At 44.0% G+C, this 14,704-nt stretch carries 22 protein-coding genes and 1 pseudogene; 21 read left to right on the top strand and 2 right to left on the bottom strand.

Features of this window, described 5'->3' with window-relative positions:
* Positions 1–124 precede the first annotated feature (124 nt).
* A pseudogene (locus tag AC5590_RS20365) lies at positions 125–804 on the top strand (IS630 family transposase); the annotation flags it as partial.
* A gap of 248 nt (positions 805–1,052) precedes the next feature.
* Positions 1,053–2,090, top strand: coding sequence for an AMIN domain-containing protein (locus AC5590_RS20360; protein WP_169265265.1), 1,038 nt, complete (start codon positions 1,053–1,055; stop codon positions 2,088–2,090).
* A gap of 82 nt (positions 2,091–2,172) precedes the next feature.
* Here AC5590_RS20360 and AC5590_RS20355 read toward each other — a convergent pair whose 3' ends face one another.
* Positions 2,173–2,712, bottom strand: a complete 540-nt coding sequence (locus AC5590_RS20355; protein WP_169265264.1) for a DUF3172 domain-containing protein — start codon at positions 2,710–2,712, stop codon at positions 2,173–2,175.
* Positions 2,713–3,000: 288 nt separating this feature from the next.
* Between AC5590_RS20355 and AC5590_RS20350 the strand changes: the two genes are divergently transcribed.
* The gene (locus AC5590_RS20350) at positions 3,001–3,828 is read left to right on the top strand and encodes an ABC transporter permease (RefSeq protein ID WP_169265263.1); all 828 of its coding nucleotides are present in this window, start codon (positions 3,001–3,003) and stop codon (positions 3,826–3,828) included.
* 50 nt (positions 3,829–3,878) lie between these two features.
* Here AC5590_RS20350 and AC5590_RS20345 read toward each other — a convergent pair whose 3' ends face one another.
* Positions 3,879–4,355, bottom strand: a complete 477-nt coding sequence (locus tag AC5590_RS20345) for an NAD(P)H-quinone oxidoreductase subunit N (RefSeq protein WP_169265262.1) — start codon at positions 4,353–4,355, stop codon at positions 3,879–3,881.
* An 853-nt stretch (positions 4,356–5,208) separates the two neighbouring features.
* On the opposite strand from AC5590_RS20345, the gene rplC reads away from it, so the two are divergent.
* The 18 genes from rplC to rplO all read left to right on the top strand — a co-directional run bounded on the left by rplC (position 5,209) and on the right by rplO (position 14,661).
* Positions 5,209–5,853 carry a 50S ribosomal protein L3 gene (gene rplC, locus AC5590_RS20340; protein WP_169265261.1) on the top strand — a complete coding sequence of 215 codons (645 nt, stop codon included), beginning with the start codon at positions 5,209–5,211 and terminating at the stop codon, positions 5,851–5,853.
* Between the two features lie 145 nt (positions 5,854–5,998).
* Positions 5,999–6,631 carry a 50S ribosomal protein L4 gene (gene rplD, locus AC5590_RS20335; protein ID WP_169265260.1) on the top strand — a complete coding sequence of 211 codons (633 nt, stop codon included), beginning with the start codon at positions 5,999–6,001 and terminating at the stop codon, positions 6,629–6,631.
* On the top strand, positions 6,624–6,938 hold the full coding sequence (locus AC5590_RS20330; protein WP_169265259.1) for a 50S ribosomal protein L23: 315 nt from the start codon (positions 6,624–6,626) through the stop codon (positions 6,936–6,938). The genes rplD and AC5590_RS20330 overlap by 8 nt, the downstream gene beginning before the upstream one ends.
* 4 nt (positions 6,939–6,942) lie before the next feature.
* Positions 6,943–7,806, top strand: coding sequence for a 50S ribosomal protein L2 (rplB, locus tag AC5590_RS20325; RefSeq protein ID WP_169265258.1), 864 nt, complete (start codon positions 6,943–6,945; stop codon positions 7,804–7,806).
* A 120-nt stretch (positions 7,807–7,926) separates the two neighbouring features.
* The gene (gene rpsS, locus AC5590_RS20320) at positions 7,927–8,205 is read left to right on the top strand and encodes a 30S ribosomal protein S19 (protein ID WP_169265257.1); all 279 of its coding nucleotides are present in this window, start codon (positions 7,927–7,929) and stop codon (positions 8,203–8,205) included.
* Between the two features lie 64 nt (positions 8,206–8,269).
* Positions 8,270–8,632 carry a 50S ribosomal protein L22 gene (gene rplV / locus AC5590_RS20315; RefSeq protein ID WP_169265256.1) on the top strand — a complete coding sequence of 121 codons (363 nt, stop codon included), beginning with the start codon at positions 8,270–8,272 and terminating at the stop codon, positions 8,630–8,632.
* A gap of 54 nt (positions 8,633–8,686) precedes the next feature.
* Positions 8,687–9,478, top strand: coding sequence for a 30S ribosomal protein S3 (rpsC, locus tag AC5590_RS20310; protein WP_169265255.1), 792 nt, complete (start codon positions 8,687–8,689; stop codon positions 9,476–9,478).
* A 68-nt stretch (positions 9,479–9,546) separates the two neighbouring features.
* A complete protein-coding gene (gene rplP / locus AC5590_RS20305) occupies positions 9,547–9,972 on the top strand; it encodes a 50S ribosomal protein L16 (protein WP_169265254.1) in 426 nt (141 codons plus the stop codon).
* 3 nt (positions 9,973–9,975) lie between these two features.
* Positions 9,976–10,206 (top strand): 50S ribosomal protein L29, encoded by a 231-nt coding sequence (gene rpmC, locus AC5590_RS20300; RefSeq protein WP_169265253.1) that lies wholly within the window; start codon positions 9,976–9,978, stop codon positions 10,204–10,206.
* Between the two features lie 6 nt (positions 10,207–10,212).
* A complete protein-coding gene (rpsQ, locus tag AC5590_RS20295; RefSeq protein WP_169265252.1) occupies positions 10,213–10,461 on the top strand; it encodes a 30S ribosomal protein S17 in 249 nt (82 codons plus the stop codon).
* A gap of 45 nt (positions 10,462–10,506) precedes the next feature.
* On the top strand, positions 10,507–10,875 hold the full coding sequence (gene rplN, locus AC5590_RS20290; protein ID WP_169265251.1) for a 50S ribosomal protein L14: 369 nt from the start codon (positions 10,507–10,509) through the stop codon (positions 10,873–10,875).
* Positions 10,875–11,228: a 50S ribosomal protein L24 gene (rplX, locus tag AC5590_RS20285; RefSeq protein ID WP_169153392.1), complete on the top strand. Its 354-nt coding sequence runs from the start codon at positions 10,875–10,877 to the stop codon at positions 11,226–11,228. Before rplN ends, rplX begins: the two co-directional genes overlap by 1 nt.
* A gap of 232 nt (positions 11,229–11,460) precedes the next feature.
* Positions 11,461–12,009, top strand: a complete 549-nt coding sequence (rplE, locus tag AC5590_RS20280) for a 50S ribosomal protein L5 (protein ID WP_169265250.1) — start codon at positions 11,461–11,463, stop codon at positions 12,007–12,009.
* Positions 12,010–12,029: 20 nt separating this feature from the next.
* Entirely contained in the window at positions 12,030–12,431 is a 402-nt protein-coding gene (gene rpsH / locus AC5590_RS20275) for a 30S ribosomal protein S8 (protein WP_169265249.1), read from the top strand.
* A 72-nt stretch (positions 12,432–12,503) separates the two neighbouring features.
* Positions 12,504–13,052: a 50S ribosomal protein L6 gene (rplF, locus tag AC5590_RS20270; protein WP_169265248.1), complete on the top strand. Its 549-nt coding sequence runs from the start codon at positions 12,504–12,506 to the stop codon at positions 13,050–13,052.
* A gap of 2 nt (positions 13,053–13,054) precedes the next feature.
* Complete coding sequence (gene rplR, locus AC5590_RS20265; protein WP_169265247.1) at positions 13,055–13,417, top strand: 50S ribosomal protein L18; 363 nt, start codon at positions 13,055–13,057, stop codon at positions 13,415–13,417.
* A gap of 80 nt (positions 13,418–13,497) precedes the next feature.
* Positions 13,498–14,022, top strand: a complete 525-nt coding sequence (gene rpsE / locus AC5590_RS20260) for a 30S ribosomal protein S5 (protein ID WP_169265246.1) — start codon at positions 13,498–13,500, stop codon at positions 14,020–14,022.
* Positions 14,023–14,214: 192 nt separating this feature from the next.
* Entirely contained in the window at positions 14,215–14,661 is a 447-nt protein-coding gene (rplO, locus tag AC5590_RS20255; protein WP_169265245.1) for a 50S ribosomal protein L15, read from the top strand.
* Positions 14,662–14,704: the final 43 nt, after the last annotated feature.

Genomic DNA, 14,704 nt, shown 5'->3' with positions numbered 1-14,704 from the left:
CTTCAAGAATTTCGTCAAGCCGCTTACAAGCTTTTAGGCAAAGCCCATGATGCTATAGCAACCGCCAAGGCATTTAGGACATAAACTAAAGGTGTTATCGTGACCTGCTATCGTCTGCTCAGCCATGGCTAAACCCTATAGTTACGACTTCCGTCAGAAAGTGATCCAAGGCATCGAGTTAGATGGACTCAAGAAACGCGAAGCGAGTGAACTGTTCAATATCAGCCGCAACACTATCAACCTGTGGTTGCAGCGCAAAGCTGAAACAGGAGATGTTCAAGCATTGCCCAACCGCCCCCCCGGTAATAACCACAAAATCACAGACTGGGAGCAGTTTCGGGCGTTTGCCAAGACTCATGGAGATAAAACCCAGGTGGAGATGGCGCAACTGTGGGACAGTGACATCAGCGATTGCCTACGGCAGAGCTGCGCTTAACGCACAATCTCACGGGCTTTGAAGAAAATTGGCTTTACTCGAAAAAAAAGACCTATGGCTACCGTGAGCGGGATGAAGCCAAACGACAGGCGTTCATAGATCAGTTGTCTACATTACCCCCAGATCAGCTCGTGTACTTAGATGAGTCTGGTATGGATAGTCGAGACGAGTATGATTATGGTTGGAATGAAAAAGGGGAGCGCTTCCATGCACTTAAGTCAGGCCGACGCTCTGGGCGGGTTAACATGATTGCCGCGCTATGTAACCAAAAGCTCATAGCTCCCTTTACTGTTGAGGGTGCATGTAATCGAACAATATTTGAAACTTGGCTGGAAACTTGTTTGCTTCCTGTACTCCAAGCAGGACAGGTTGTATAGCAGTCGCCAACTCTATTAGGACATATAGCAGGGAACAGTGAACGCTTAACGCTTAACAGGGTTGAAAATCTCATGATGTCCGTATTTTCTCATTAGTTCATGTCCTCATTTAGCTGGCAACAGCTATAACCCCACATTTGCTGCTCATACTACAATTTGACACCTTTACAAAAAGCAGGTAGTAAAAAAAACAATTGTCTATGACAATTATGGATAGACTTTGTGGAGTCATGAGGAGTATGAACAAGCAATTAAAGAATAAACAGTTTTTCTTATTTTGCAAGTATCTGTTTCGCGTTAGTTTGTTTGCTTTGTGTACAGGGGTGCTTTACAGTAAACCCCCTAGTGTCTATAGCTTTGATGTGGGCAATAGTAATAGCGTAGCCCCATTAGCGAGGCTTGAGGATTGGCGTTTTTACCCAGAAGGATCACAACTAGAAATTTCCCTCTCAGCAGCTGCACAACCTCGATACTTTTACCTTGCCCAACCGTCACGCATTGTTATAGATTTGCCTGGTACTAAATTAGGTAGAATTCCTACCAAACAAAATTTCTATGGAGCCATCCGAAGCATTCGCGTTTCTCAACTCAACGCAGATGTGACTCGTATTGTTATGGATTTAGCTCCAGGAATTTTCATGAATCCAAATCAAATGCAACTGCAACCCGTTTCTAGAGAAAACCCCACCCGTTGGGTTTTACGTCCTTCGCTCACCAGTAACGGTACCTCTTTACCTGGGAATTTTTCATCTACAACTATTTCCCCACCGCTACCAAGCAAAACACCGGGTATCTATACTCCCCCACAACCACCAAGCAACTTAGCACCTAGCGGATACAATAATTCCCCACAGCCGTTTAGTAACTCACCACTGGGTGTTTACAATTCTCCGCAACCTCCAAGCAACTTACCACCTGCGACATATAATGATCTTCCACAAGTTCCTGGCAACCCACCATCAACTACCTATAATCAACAACAAGTACCCGATTTTAGGGTACCGCCACCATTAACAACCCAACCTACAACAAATAACTTTCCACAAGCGCCATCTGTCCAAGTACCGCCTCTCGCGCCGAACAATTCCTCTCAACTCCCTGGTTCTGCTTTTAGCCCGCCCTCTTTTCCACGTCAAGGCAGTAGTTATCCGAACAATAACGCTCCTTCTTTGGGTACGTCGAATTTTCCAGTCCCAAATCTCCCCACTGGTTCACGCAGTTATCCTAATTCTAAAGTGATTGAGTTTGGTGAACCCTTTCCCAACTCTTCAAGATAAAAAGCACACAAAAGTAAAGAAGAACGAGAAAAGAAAGAACAAAGTAATTCTTTTTTCTTCCTTTTCTTGTCTTCGTTGTTTTCTAGAATCTTTGAGTTTCGATTCCTGGAGCTGTTGCTCCTGGTTGGTTAATGAAGAAGTTTTTCGCATCATCGTTCTCGTAAGTGCAGCTAATGTCAGGTTTATCACCGTTCAAGTCACCCGCATAGGCAAAGTTGTTCAAACGATTTTTGCATTCTCTGAGCTGCTCTGATGTTATCAGCTTCTTTTGTTCTAAAATTGTCATGTTACTCGAACGCAGAACACATCCAGGACGCATACTGGGCTGACCAACGTACACTTTAAAAGGGTTGAGAGTCACAAACAGTCTGGTATCCATCACCATAGCGCTGGCTCCATACTGCACGCAAATATCAGCATTCGGTGCTTTGGTATCAATAAATTCTCGGCTAGCTACGTTATCTGGACTAAACGTAGCCGTGGAGCTAAAAGCAATACCAATCCCAATACCCAATACAAACACCCCTCCCAAGATTGCCATCGTGGTGAAATTAAACATCGGAGACTGGAAGATAGAAGGTTTAGGAGTGGTAGCTGTTCTACCAGTAGATTTTCGTCTCATTGTCGCTTAATCAACTTTACGCTTTGGACAGTAGGGAGTGGATTCAATAGCTCCCCTTATTTCAGTATGCCGATTCTTGAGTCTCATTGTCTGAAACTTTTTCTTTGATGTTCCTACCACCAGGCTAATTCAGCAAACTCGCTAAACATTCAGGTTTCATTTGAGGGATTTTTTGTTTTTAATTTTCTTTTGTGCACACGAAAACTTTTTACTACCAAAGGTTATAAAGGTGTCAAGAAATGTTAACTTAAAAATTAAGAAAAAATTAATACATTAAGTATAAAGAAAGTGGTAATGTCACGTTCACTGCCATTTGGCAAGAATTTCAAATTTTCAGAATTTCAAACTCTCATAGCGGATAGTTTCACTATCTTCTGGGGAGATTGGCTAGAATTGCGTACAAAGCTTGTACAAATTATTTCTTCAGGATTAATATCTCCACTGATATACATTTTAGCTTTTGGCTTTGGTTTGGGTAGCTCCATCAAACCTGGCTCAGGACTCAGTGGTGACTATAATAACTATTTAGAATTTATTTTGCCAGGAATGGTAGCACTGTCATCTATGACAGTCAGCTTTGTCGGGACGACTTTTTCCATCTGCGGAGATAGACTTTTTACCAAAAATTTCGAGGAATTGTTACTCGTCCCTGTGCATCCCCTCGCGCTGCATATAGGAAAAATGCTGGCGGGAGTGATGCGAGGGTTGATGACTTCACTGGGTGTTATTTTAGTAGCGCTGGTTTTTACAAGAAACTGGAATTTCCTCAATCCATTGTTTCTGCTGATATTGGTATTAAGTTGTGCAGTTTTTGCTGGTTTGGGAGTGATTGTAGGGTTAAATGTGAAATCTCTTGAATCCGTGGGACTCTATAACAACTTTATTATTATCCCGATGTCGTTCTTAGGAGCAACGTTTTTTGATCCAGCTACATTACCTACAGCCTTGAAGTTCGTAGTTTACTTGTTACCCCTGACTTACGCCAGCATCGGACTACGTGCTGCAGCTTGTTTGCCATTGTCTCAGTTTCCTTGGTATTGCTTGCCAATTTTACTTGTGATGGCGATCGCCCTTTCTCTATGGGGTGCTTACGTTTTTTCTCATCAACAGGATTAGTAGTTGGCAGGGGACAGAGATAGTTTTTCCCTGTCCTCTGTTGCTTCGTCCTAACTAGCTAGAAGGGTCTTTTGTAAAGGCGTCCAACGGAAGGCGCGATCGCCACCCCTTTCAATCACCACTTTCACTCGTGGTTCCAAGCTGGGTAAGGTCGTTAAGAACTCAATTTCCTGATTGGAAAGAATTTGCCCTTCAATAATCCACAACACCAACCCCTTTGATTTGGGTGGGAGCTGTTCGAGTTGAGAGCTAACAATCGGCGGTACATAGTAAACATAACCTACTGCCGCACCAGTGCTAGTACTTTTTTTCCCAAGATGAGGAGGTCTAACACCATGAACTGTTGTGAGATAGGCAGCTACATCGCCTAATCCCTTTGCACTCAGATCCAAAGTGGCATATCCTGCTGCACGCAGTCGGCGTCTGTACCGACCTTCAAAACCTCCTTCTAGAGGTACGTAAACACCAAGTGCGCCAAATTTCTCCAGATCCCGAATTAAAGCGTTGCCAGTGGTAATTAGTGCCATAAATTGATTTTTGTTCTATCCCACTTCGATATCTCTATTATTGACTGTTCAGTTCGAGAATCTGCTACGTTTAATAAGTCTCGCAAAATAATTCTAGAAACTGTCGCCAAAAAGACTTGAAAATTTCCTAGACAAATATTAGCAGATGAGTTATATTATTGGATCGTTACCATCTATTAAAATTAAGTTACTGTCTGACTGCTAATTGTAACTAGTGTTAGCATGAAAAGTTGATTGCTAAGTTCCACATGGAAGAAACTAGTAAAAATTGATAAAAGACTGGTAGACTAGAAAAACTGCAAAAACAAATTAGGAGTGGTTGGTAAGAAATAAATGCCAACCTTAAGAAGAAACTGCATTCACTCCTGAACCTCAAAATAATGAGGTAAAATCTTAAATAGTAGTTAAAATGACTGTTTGAGGTGGTTAATGAAGTAGGAGTTGAGCAGTCATGTTGGTTTGTAGCATTGTATAAATCTCAGCCAACGGATACTGGGCAGGTTGCTGCCTAAGTCCTACTACAACGCAGAATGTGCTAGATCAATCGCTTTTGATAAAAGCATTGCAGCACAAAGTGTAAAGCAACAAAAGCCTTGCACAAGGTTCAAGAGTTTTTCCTGATCAAAAGGAAGGGCTTTTGACTGTTCTGGTGACGAATACAAGGTAAATAAATTCATCAAATACTATGGACTCTTGGTGAAGACTCAAAGAAGTTGCAACTGTGATTACCTAAGCAGTTCGACATCAATAGGTCTGTCCAAAAAAGGGGAAATCGTCCTGAAGGGCGTTCACAAGCTTTGTCCTAAAAGATCTGATGGCAACAAAAAGAAAATAAGTAAGGAGTCCAGTAACTGTGTCTGTAGGTATTATCGGCACCAAACTGGGTATGACCCAAGTATTTGACGAGGCAGGAGTTGCGATTCCTGTGACCGTCATTCAGGCGGGACCATGCACCATTACCCAGGTTAAAACAAAACAGACCGACGGTTACTCCGCCATCCAAGTAGGTTATGGCGAGGTTAAGCCAAAGGCGCTGAATAAACCATTGTTGGGACATCTTGCCAAATCATCAGCCCCAGCATTGCGTCATTTGCAGGAGTATCGCATAGATAATAGCGAGAGTGAATATACTCTAGGTCAACAAATTAAAGCGGATATTTTTAGTGCAGGTCAAACCGTAGATGTGATCGGTACAAGTATTGGTCGCGGTTTTGCAGGTAACCAGAAACGTAACAACTTCGGTCGAGGACCGATGTCGCACGGATCTAAGAACCATAGAGCACCAGGTTCAATTGGTGCTGGTACAACTCCCGGTCGTGTTTATCCAGGTAAGCGGATGGCAGGACGTTTGGGTGGTACCCGCGTCACAATCCGCCAACTGACTGTGGTACGAGTAGATCCAGAACGTAACTTAATACTTATCAAGGGAAGTGTTCCTGGTAAGCCAGGTAACTTAGTAGATATTGTCCCAGCAAAAGTAGTTGGTAAAAAGTCATAACTCATGAGTCATTTAACTCTAGTTATTTTTGTCCCCCTGTACAAATGACTAATGACCAATGAAGGGCAGATGCACTCAACGCAAAAGAAGCGTTGCACTGTCTGCTAATGACTAATTACCAATGACTAAGGACTAAGGATAAAAAATGTTTGAGTGTGTAGTCAAAAATTGGCAAGGAGAACAAGTCGGACAAAAAACGTTCGACTTCAAGGTTGCCAAAGAAGAAACGGCATCTCATGTCGTGCATCGAGCTTTGGTAAGACAAATGACCAATGCTCGTCAAGGAACAGCTAGTACCAAAACCCGTTCTGAAGTCAGAGGTGGCGGTCGCAAACCCTGGCGGCAAAAAGGGACTGGTCGTGCGCGTGCTGGTTCTATTCGTTCACCGTTGTGGCGTGGTGGTGGTGTCATATTTGGACCAAAACCGCGAGAGTATAACCTCAAGATGAACCGCAAAGAGCGGCGTTTAGCTTTGCGAACAGCTTTTGCCAGTCGAATTGACGATTTGATTGTGGTGGAAGAATTTAGCGAGGAAATGCAGCGTCCCAAGACTAAAGAATTAGTGGGAGCGATCGCCCGTTGGGGTTCAGAACCAGAAAACAAAACCTTATTAATTTTGTCTGAACGTACAGACAACGTCTTTTTATCAGCTCGTAACGTCGCAAATCTAAAACTGCTTGGATCTGACCAGTTAAATGTTTACGATTTGCTGCACGCCGACAAGATTGTTGTTACAGCATCAGCCTTAGAAAAAATTCAGGAGGTCTACAGTGACTAGATTTGACCCCCGGAACCTTCCTGACCTTGTGCGTCGCCCAATACTAACTGAAAAAGCGACTGTACTCATGGAGCAAAACAAATACACTTTTGAAGTAACTCCAAAAGCAACAAAGCCACAAATCAGAGCGGCGATTGAAGATTTATTTGAAGTAAAAGTTGAAAAAGTCAACACCGCAAGACCACCACGCAAAAAAAAGCGTGTTGGAAAATTTCTTGGTTACAAGCCCCAATATAAGAAAGCCATTGTTACAGTGGCGTCTGGGGATGTAGATAAGATTAGACAAGTTCTATTCCCAGAGGTTTAAAAAAATGGGTACTCGTTCTTATCGCCCTTACACCCCCAGTACTCGCCAAGTTACGATTTCTGACTTCTCAGAAATAACTAAAACCGAGCCAGAAAAATCGCTTACCGTATCGAAGCATCGCGCCAAAGGTAGAAATAATCAAGGACGGATTACTGTTCGCCACAGAGGTGGTGGACACAAACGTCTGTATCGCATTATCGACTTTAAAAGAGATAAGCGTGGTATTCCCGCCAAAGTGACAGCTATTGAATACGACCCCAACCGCAACGCGCGGATTGCCCTTGTGGAATACGAAGACGGCGAAAAGCGTTACATTATTCAACCCAACGGTTTAAAAGTAGGGACAACAATTATCGCCGGTCCTGATTCTCCTATTGAAAATGGCAATGCTTTACCTTTGTCTAACGTTCCTTTGGGAACCAGCGTTCACAACGTGGAATTGAAACCTGGTAAGGGCGGTCAAATTGTTCGCTCAGCTGGTGCGACTGCTCAAGTTGTGGCAAAAGAAGGTAGCTACGTAACACTCAAGTTGCCTTCTGGAGAAGTCCGGATGATCCGTCGCGAGTGCTATGCCACTATAGGACAAGTTGGTAATCTGGACGCCAGAAACCTGAGCGCAGGTAAAGCAGGTAGAACTCGCTGGAAAGGTCGCCGTCCTCAAGTTAGAGGTAGTGTGATGAACCCAGTTGACCACCCACACGGTGGTGGTGAAGGTAGGGCCCCAATCGGTAGATCTGGACCTGTTACACCTTGGGGTAAACCTGCTTTGGGTCTGAAAACACGCAAACCCAAGAAAGCCAGTAGCAAGTTTATTGTGCGGCGTCGCCGCAAATCTTCTAAGCGCGGTCGTGGCGGTCGTGAGTCATAGAATTTTAGATTTTAGATTTAGGATTTTAGATGATAAAGATAATCCAAAATCCTAAATCTACAATTGATAAATTCAAAATTCTAAATAGAAAATCCAAAATCTAAAATCCAAAATCCAACTATGGGTCGCTCACTAAAAAAAGGTCCTTTTGTTGCCGATCATCTTCTCACAAAAATTGAAAGGCTAAATGACGCCAATAAAAAGGAAGTTATTAAAACTTGGTCACGGGCTTCGACAATTTTGCCCCTCATGGTAGGTCATACCATCGCAGTTCATAACGGACGCCAACACGTCCCGATTTTTATCAGTGACCAGATGGTAGGACATAAACTGGGTGAGTTCGCCCCCACGCGCACTTATAAGGGTCACGCCAGAAGTGACAAAAAATCAGGTAGATAGTTATCAGTTATTAGTTACTAGTAGCTTAGTAGATGACTAATTACTCAAACGGACGGAGAAAACTATGGCAACAGATACGACAGAAGTAAAAGCGATCGCCCGTTATGTACGTATGTCTCCTTATAAAGTGCGTCGCGTACTTGACCAAATTCGAGGACGTTCATATCGAGAAGCGCTGATTATCCTAGAATTCATGCCCTATCGCTCCTGCGAGCCAGTATTGAAGGTTCTCAGAAGCGCTGCAGCCAATGCTGAACACAACGCTGGGCTGGACAGAGCAGAGCTTGTGATTACTAAAGCTCAAGCGGATCAAGGTCCTGTGCTCAAACGGTTCCAACCAAGGGCGCAAGGTCGTGCTTACCAAATTCGCAAGCCGACGTGTCATATTACTGTGGCTGTCGCTGCTGATGCTGCCGCAGCTAAATAAAGAAAAAATAGCGTACAGGTACACGAGAAGAATTTTTGTTTAGAGGAAGCATTTGTGGGACAGAAGATACATCCAGTAGGTTTTCGCTTGGGAGTCACCCAAGAGCATCAATCCCAGTGGTTTGCTGACCCTAGCCGCTATCCAGAACTTCTACAAGAAGACCACAAACTTCGTGAGTATATAGAACAAAAACTGGGTAGATACGCACAAAACAACGCTGGAATATCTGAGGTACGGATTGACCGTAAAGCAGATCAAATTGATTTAGAGGTACGTACAGCTCGACCCGGCGTTGTCGTAGGTCGAGGCGGACAAGGGATTGAATCTCTACGTACTGGTCTCCAGCAATTATTGGGAAGCAATCGCCAAATTCGCATCAACGTTGTTGAAGTCCAACGAGTTGATGCCGATGCTTACCTCATTTCTGAATATATCGCTCAACAACTGGAACGCCGCGTTTCCTTCCGGCGGGTCGTACGGCAAGCCATTCAACGTGCACAACGGGCTGGGATACAAGGAATCAAAATTCAAGTCAGTGGACGGCTCAACGGCGCAGAAATCGCGCGGACAGAGTGGACTCGTGAAGGTCGAGTACCTTTACACACGTTACGAGCTGACATTGATTACGCGTACTGTACAGCAAAAACTGTTTACGGAATTCTCGGCATTAAAGTGTGGGTGTTTAAAGGAGAAATTATTCCTGGACAGGAACCAACTCCTCTGCCACCAACGAATCGCGGTGATCGTGACCGTGGTGATCGTGACCGTGGCGACCGCGATCGCCCTTCATCTCGCCGTCAACAACGCCGTCGTCAGCAATTTGAAGACCGCTCAAATGAAGGATAGTCATAAGTTATTAGTCCATAGCATTTGACTTATTACCTTCAGTTTTGACTTTTAACTTTTGACACATCATGTTAAGTCAAAGAAGAACAAAATTCCGCAAACAACAACGCGGACGAATGAACGGTCTAGCCCATCGGGGTAGCGACCTGAACTTTGGGGATTTTGGTTTGCAAGCGTTGGAACCTGCTTGGATTACCTCTCGTCAAATAGAGGCTTCTCGTCGGGCAATGACTCGTTACATCCGCCGGGGTGGAAAAATCTGGATTCGGATTTTTCCTGATAAACCAGTGACTATGCGTCCTGCAGAAACCCGAATGGGTTCTGGTAAAGGTTCACCTGAGTTCTGGGTAGCAGTCGTAAAACCAGGACGAATTCTATTTGAAATTGCAGGCGTTTCCGAAGAAATTGCTCGCGAAGCAATGCGCTTGGCTGCTTTCAAATTACCCATCAAAACTAAGTTCATTTCACGCTCACAAGAGCAACAACAGGTGTAGGTTATGCCTCTTCCCAAAATTTCAGAAGCAAGAGAATTCAGTGACGAACAACTGGGGCAGGAGATTGTCGCTGTTAAAAAAGAACTCTTTCAATTGCGCTTGCAACAAGCAACTAGACAGCTAGACAAACCTCATCTGTTTAGACACGCTCGCCACCGTCTGGCCCAACTAATGACTGTAGAAGGAGAACGCAAACGCGCTTCCTCAAGTCAACAAGCTAAAGAATCAAATTAGAAGATTATGGCAGTAAAAGAACGAGTAGGCTTAGTCGTAAGCGACAAAATGCAAAAAACGGTGGTAGTCGCCATCGAAAACCGCGCTCCTCATCCGAAATACGGCAAAATAGTCGTGAAAACCCAGCGCTATAAGGTGCACGATGAAGAAAATCAGTGCAAAATAGGCGATCGCGTTCGCATTCAGGAAACGCGACCCCTGAGTAAAACTAAGCGCTGGAAAGTCACAGAAATCCTGACTACCAAAAATAGCTAAACCATATAGTTATTAAGTAGTAAAAAATAAAAAGGAAAAACGATCGTGATTCAGCCCCAAACTTACCTTAATGTTGCAGATAATAGCGGTGCCCGTAAACTTATGTGCATCCGCGTATTGGGAGCATGTAACCGCCGTTACGGCTTCATAGGCGATCGGATCATCGCCGTCGTTAAAGACGCTCAGCCGAACATGGCTGTGAAAAAGTCTGATGTTGTAGAAGCAGTCATAGTCCGCACCCGTCATAATACCCATCGAGATAGCGGTATGAGTATTCGTTTTGACGATAATGCTGCAGTTATTATCAACAAAGATGGTAACCCCAGAGGAACACGGGTTTTCGGACCAGTCGCACGAGAACTGCGTGAGAAAAACTTTACTAAAATTGTTTCTCTGGCTCCGGAGGTGCTGTAATGGCAAATAAAAAGAAGGATCAACCTAGATTTTTCAAAATGCACGTAAAAACTGGGGATACGGTGCAAGTTATTGCCGGGAAAGATAAAGGCAAAGTTGGAGAAATTATCAAAGCAATTCCCCAAGAAAGTAAAGTGCTTGTTAAAGGTGTAAATATAAAAACGAAGCACGTCAAACCTCAGCAAGAAGGTGAATCTGGGCGTATTGTGACTCAGGAATACCCAATCCACAGTTCCAACGTTATGCTCTATTCCACCAAGCAAAATGTTGCCAGTCGCATCTCCTACACTTTCACTGCAGAAGGTAAGAAAGTTAGAATGCTTAAGAAAACTGGCGAAATCATAGATAAATAATGAGTCAGTGATCGAAAGGGGGCCTGTCGGCATATAAAAGCAAGTGCTAGGCTACAGTTTTCTGACTTGTAGATGCCTAGAGACTGGCTTCCGGTAGATTCCGGTAGATTAACATAGCCGCGTCTAACCAACCCGGAAAGTCATTGGTCATTAGTAAAAAAACAAAAGACAATAGACAAAGAGTAAGGACAATAATCCCTGACCAAGACCAGGGATAAAAAGAACAAAAACTATGGCAACCACAAGACTGAAAACTTTATACCAAGAAACAATTGTCCCGAAACTGATGCAACAGTTTCAGTACACCAACATTCATCAAGTGCCGAAGTTGGAAAAAGTCACTGTTAACCGGGGTTTGGGGGAAGCATCTCAAAATGCGAAAGCGTTGGAAGCGTCTTTGACCGAGATTGCCACAATTACTGGTCAAAAACCAGTCGTGACACGGGCTAAAAAAGCGATCGCGGGCTTCAAAATTCGTCAAGGTATGCCAGTTGGTATTATGGTCACCTTAAGAAGTGAAAGAATGTATGCCTTTCTTGATCGTCTCATTAGTTTAGCACTACCAAGAATCCGGGACTTTCGCGGTATTAGTCCTAAAAGCTTTGATGGTCGCGGTAATTATACTCTAGGTGTCAGAGAGCAACTCATTTTCCCAGAAATTGAGTATGACAGCATTGACCAAATTCGTGGTATGGATATTTCCATTATCACTACAGCAAAGACTGACGAAGAGGGTCGCGCCTTACTTAAAGAAATGGGAATGCCCTTTCGGGATCAATAAGTTCATCTAAAGATGAAACGATGGCGGTTAACGACACAATTGCAGATATGCTCACGCGCATCCGCAATGCCAATATGGCGCGGCATCAAACAACACAAGTGCCATCCACTAAAATGACTCGTAGCATCGCAAAAGTGCTGCGCGAAGAAGGTTTTATTGGTGAGTTTGAAGATGCAGGAGAAGGAATTGGGCGCAATTTGGTGATTGCCTTGAAATACAAGGGTAAAAATCGCCAACCCCTGATCACCACCCTTAAGCGGGTGAGTAAACCAGGTTTGCGTGTTTACTCCAATAAAAAAGAACTACCAAGAGTACTAGGTGGTATCGGTATTGCCATTATTTCTACATCAAGTGGCATTATGACTGACCGAGAAGCACGGCGTCAAAACTTGGGTGGTGAAGTACTGTGCTACGTTTGGTAGTCATTAGTCATTTGTCATTCGTAAAAGACAACAGACAACAAACAAAGCACAAAGCACAAAGGACTAAAAGTTATGTCTCGAATTGGTAAACTTCCAATTACAATTCCGGCTAAGGTGCAAGTAAATATTGATGGCACAAAAGTGTTAGTCAAGGGTCCTAAAGGCGAACTATTTCGCGATTTGCCTCCTTATGTCATAGTCTCCCAAGAAGGAGAAATATTGCAGGTTAACCGTCGCGATGAATCTCGCACGTCCCGGCAAATGCATGGTTTATGCCGTACTTTGGTTGCCAATATGGTTGAGGGAGTTTCCAAAGGGTTTCAACGTCGTTTGGAAATTCAAGGGGTTGGCTACCGGGCGCAAGTTCAAGGTCGTAACTTGATTTTGAATATGGGCTATAGCCATCAAGTGCAAATCGTTCCACCAGAAGGAATTCAGTTTGCAGTTGAAAATAATACTAACGTTATTGTCAGCGGCTACGACAAAGAAGAAGTAGGCAATACAGCAGCTAAAATTCGTGCGGTGCGCCCACCTGAGCCTTACAAAGGCAAAGGTATTCGTTACGCGGGTGAAATGGTCAGACGTAAAGCTGGTAAGACTGGTGGTAAGGGCAAGAAGTAAAAATGAAACATACTCGTAAGGAATCAAGGGAACGTCGCCGTAGACGTATTCGTGGTAAAGTTGATGGTTCTTCTGAGCGTCCACGGTTAGCTATATTTCGCTCTCACCAACATATTTATGCTCAAGTGATTGATGATACGAATCATCACACCATAGTGGCAGCCTCAACTGTAGAACCAGACTTGAAATCAAAATTAGCTTCAGGTTCAAACTGTCAAGCTTCGGTGGAAGTCGGCAAATTGATCGCAGTTCGCTCCTTAGAAAAAGGTATTAGCAAAGTCGTATTTGACCGAGGTGGCAATCTTTACCACGGTCGCGTCAAAGCACTAGCAGAAGCAGCTCGCGAAGCTGGTTTGGTTTTTTAAATGAGTTATTGCTCATGAGTCATTAGTCGTTAGTTAAAGAAAGACAAATGACAATTGGCTCCTAAAACGAGGTAAATAAAATGGCAACTGGTCGTCGTAAAGCTAACCGTACAAAAAAAGAAGAAACCACATGGCAAGAGCGGGTTATCCAAATCCGACGGGTGAGTAAAGTCGTAAAAGGAGGTAAAAAACTTAGCTTCCGCGCGATCGTCGTTGTGGGAAATGAACGCGGTCAAGTTGGTGTGGGAGTAGGCAAAGCCTCAGATGTGATTGGTGCTGTGAAAAAAGGGGTCGCTGATGGGAAGAAGCATCTGATTGAAATTCCCATGACAAAATCCAACTCTATCCCTCATCCAATTGATGGGATTGGTGGTGGTGCTAAGGTGATTATGCGACCAGCAGCACCTGGTACTGGAGTAATTGCTGGTGGCGCTGTACGTACAGTACTAGAATTAGCAGGAGTTCGCAATATCCTAGCTAAGCAGCTGGGTTCAAACAATCCTCTTAATAATGCTAGAGCCGCAGTTAATGCTCTATCTACCCTGCGAACTTTTCCAGAAGTCGCCGAAGACCGGGGTATTCCTGTTGAAAATCTTTATATTTAAGTCATTTGTCCTCAATCCTTTGTTTTTATAGAAATGACAAATGACCCTCAGGGTATACTTTTGGCGCGTGTATTTTTTGTAGCTCACTAGCACGGCTACGCCCCCAAGTCCTGCAGAAGCTTGCGCCAACAAAGCAGTGTCTGTAGTGGCTCACGAATGATAAATGACTAAATTTTACACAAGGTTTTCCTTATGAGACTAACCGATGTTCGTCCTCAAAAAGGCTCAAAGAAACGTCCCCGTCGTTTAGGTAGGGGTGTTTCAGCCGGTCAAGGTGCTAGTGCTGGTAAGGGTATGCGTGGTCAAAAAGCGCGTTCTGGCAGTAGTACACGACCCGGATTTGAAGGTGGTCAACAGCCATTGTACCGCCGCATACCCAAGTTAAAGGGCTTCCCTCTGGTTAATCGTAAGCAGTACACTACGATTAATGTAGAAAAGCTAGCTTCCCTCCCTGCAAATACAGAAGTTACACTCACCTCGTTAAAAGAAGCAGGTATCCTTACTGCTGCTCGAGGATCTTTGAAGATTTTAGGGGATGGGGAATTGAACGTTCCCCTCAAGGTGCAAGCGGCAGCTTTTACAGGTACAGCTCGTAGCAAAATTGAGGCAGCGGGTGGGAGTTGCGAAGTTTTAGAGTGAGTCAAAAAGCACGCACCTACGACAAGCCTACCCCAGCCAAGTG

The sequence above is a fragment of the Brasilonema octagenarum UFV-OR1 genome, from assembly GCF_963888615.1.
Lineage (GTDB): Bacteria > Cyanobacteriota > Cyanobacteriia > Cyanobacteriales > Nostocaceae > Brasilonema > Brasilonema sennae.
This window is presented reverse-complemented; position numbering and strand designations above follow the sequence as displayed.

Coding starts and splice junctions, on each gene's coding strand:
- AC5590_RS20360 (WP_169265265.1), top strand. CDS start 1,053: ATGAACAAGCAATTAAAGAATAAACAGTTTTTCTTATTTTGCAAGTAT.
- AC5590_RS20355 (WP_169265264.1), bottom strand. CDS start 2,712: ATGAGACGAAAATCTACTGGTAGAACAGCTACCACTCCTAAACCTTCT.
- AC5590_RS20345 (WP_169265262.1), bottom strand. CDS start 4,355: ATGGCACTAATTACCACTGGCAACGCTTTAATTCGGGATCTGGAGAAA.
- rplD (WP_169265260.1), top strand. CDS start 5,999: ATGTTTGAGTGTGTAGTCAAAAATTGGCAAGGAGAACAAGTCGGACAA.
- rplB (WP_169265258.1), top strand. CDS start 6,943: ATGGGTACTCGTTCTTATCGCCCTTACACCCCCAGTACTCGCCAAGTT.
- rpsS (WP_169265257.1), top strand. CDS start 7,927: ATGGGTCGCTCACTAAAAAAAGGTCCTTTTGTTGCCGATCATCTTCTC.
- rplV (WP_169265256.1), top strand. CDS start 8,270: ATGGCAACAGATACGACAGAAGTAAAAGCGATCGCCCGTTATGTACGT.
- rplP (WP_169265254.1), top strand. CDS start 9,547: ATGTTAAGTCAAAGAAGAACAAAATTCCGCAAACAACAACGCGGACGA.
- rpmC (WP_169265253.1), top strand. CDS start 9,976: ATGCCTCTTCCCAAAATTTCAGAAGCAAGAGAATTCAGTGACGAACAA.
- rpsQ (WP_169265252.1), top strand. CDS start 10,213: ATGGCAGTAAAAGAACGAGTAGGCTTAGTCGTAAGCGACAAAATGCAA.
- rplX (WP_169153392.1), top strand. CDS start 10,875: ATGGCAAATAAAAAGAAGGATCAACCTAGATTTTTCAAAATGCACGTA.
- rplE (WP_169265250.1), top strand. CDS start 11,461: ATGGCAACCACAAGACTGAAAACTTTATACCAAGAAACAATTGTCCCG.
- rpsH (WP_169265249.1), top strand. CDS start 12,030: ATGGCGGTTAACGACACAATTGCAGATATGCTCACGCGCATCCGCAAT.
- rplF (WP_169265248.1), top strand. CDS start 12,504: ATGTCTCGAATTGGTAAACTTCCAATTACAATTCCGGCTAAGGTGCAA.
- rplR (WP_169265247.1), top strand. CDS start 13,055: ATGAAACATACTCGTAAGGAATCAAGGGAACGTCGCCGTAGACGTATT.
- rpsE (WP_169265246.1), top strand. CDS start 13,498: ATGGCAACTGGTCGTCGTAAAGCTAACCGTACAAAAAAAGAAGAAACC.
- rplO (WP_169265245.1), top strand. CDS start 14,215: ATGAGACTAACCGATGTTCGTCCTCAAAAAGGCTCAAAGAAACGTCCC.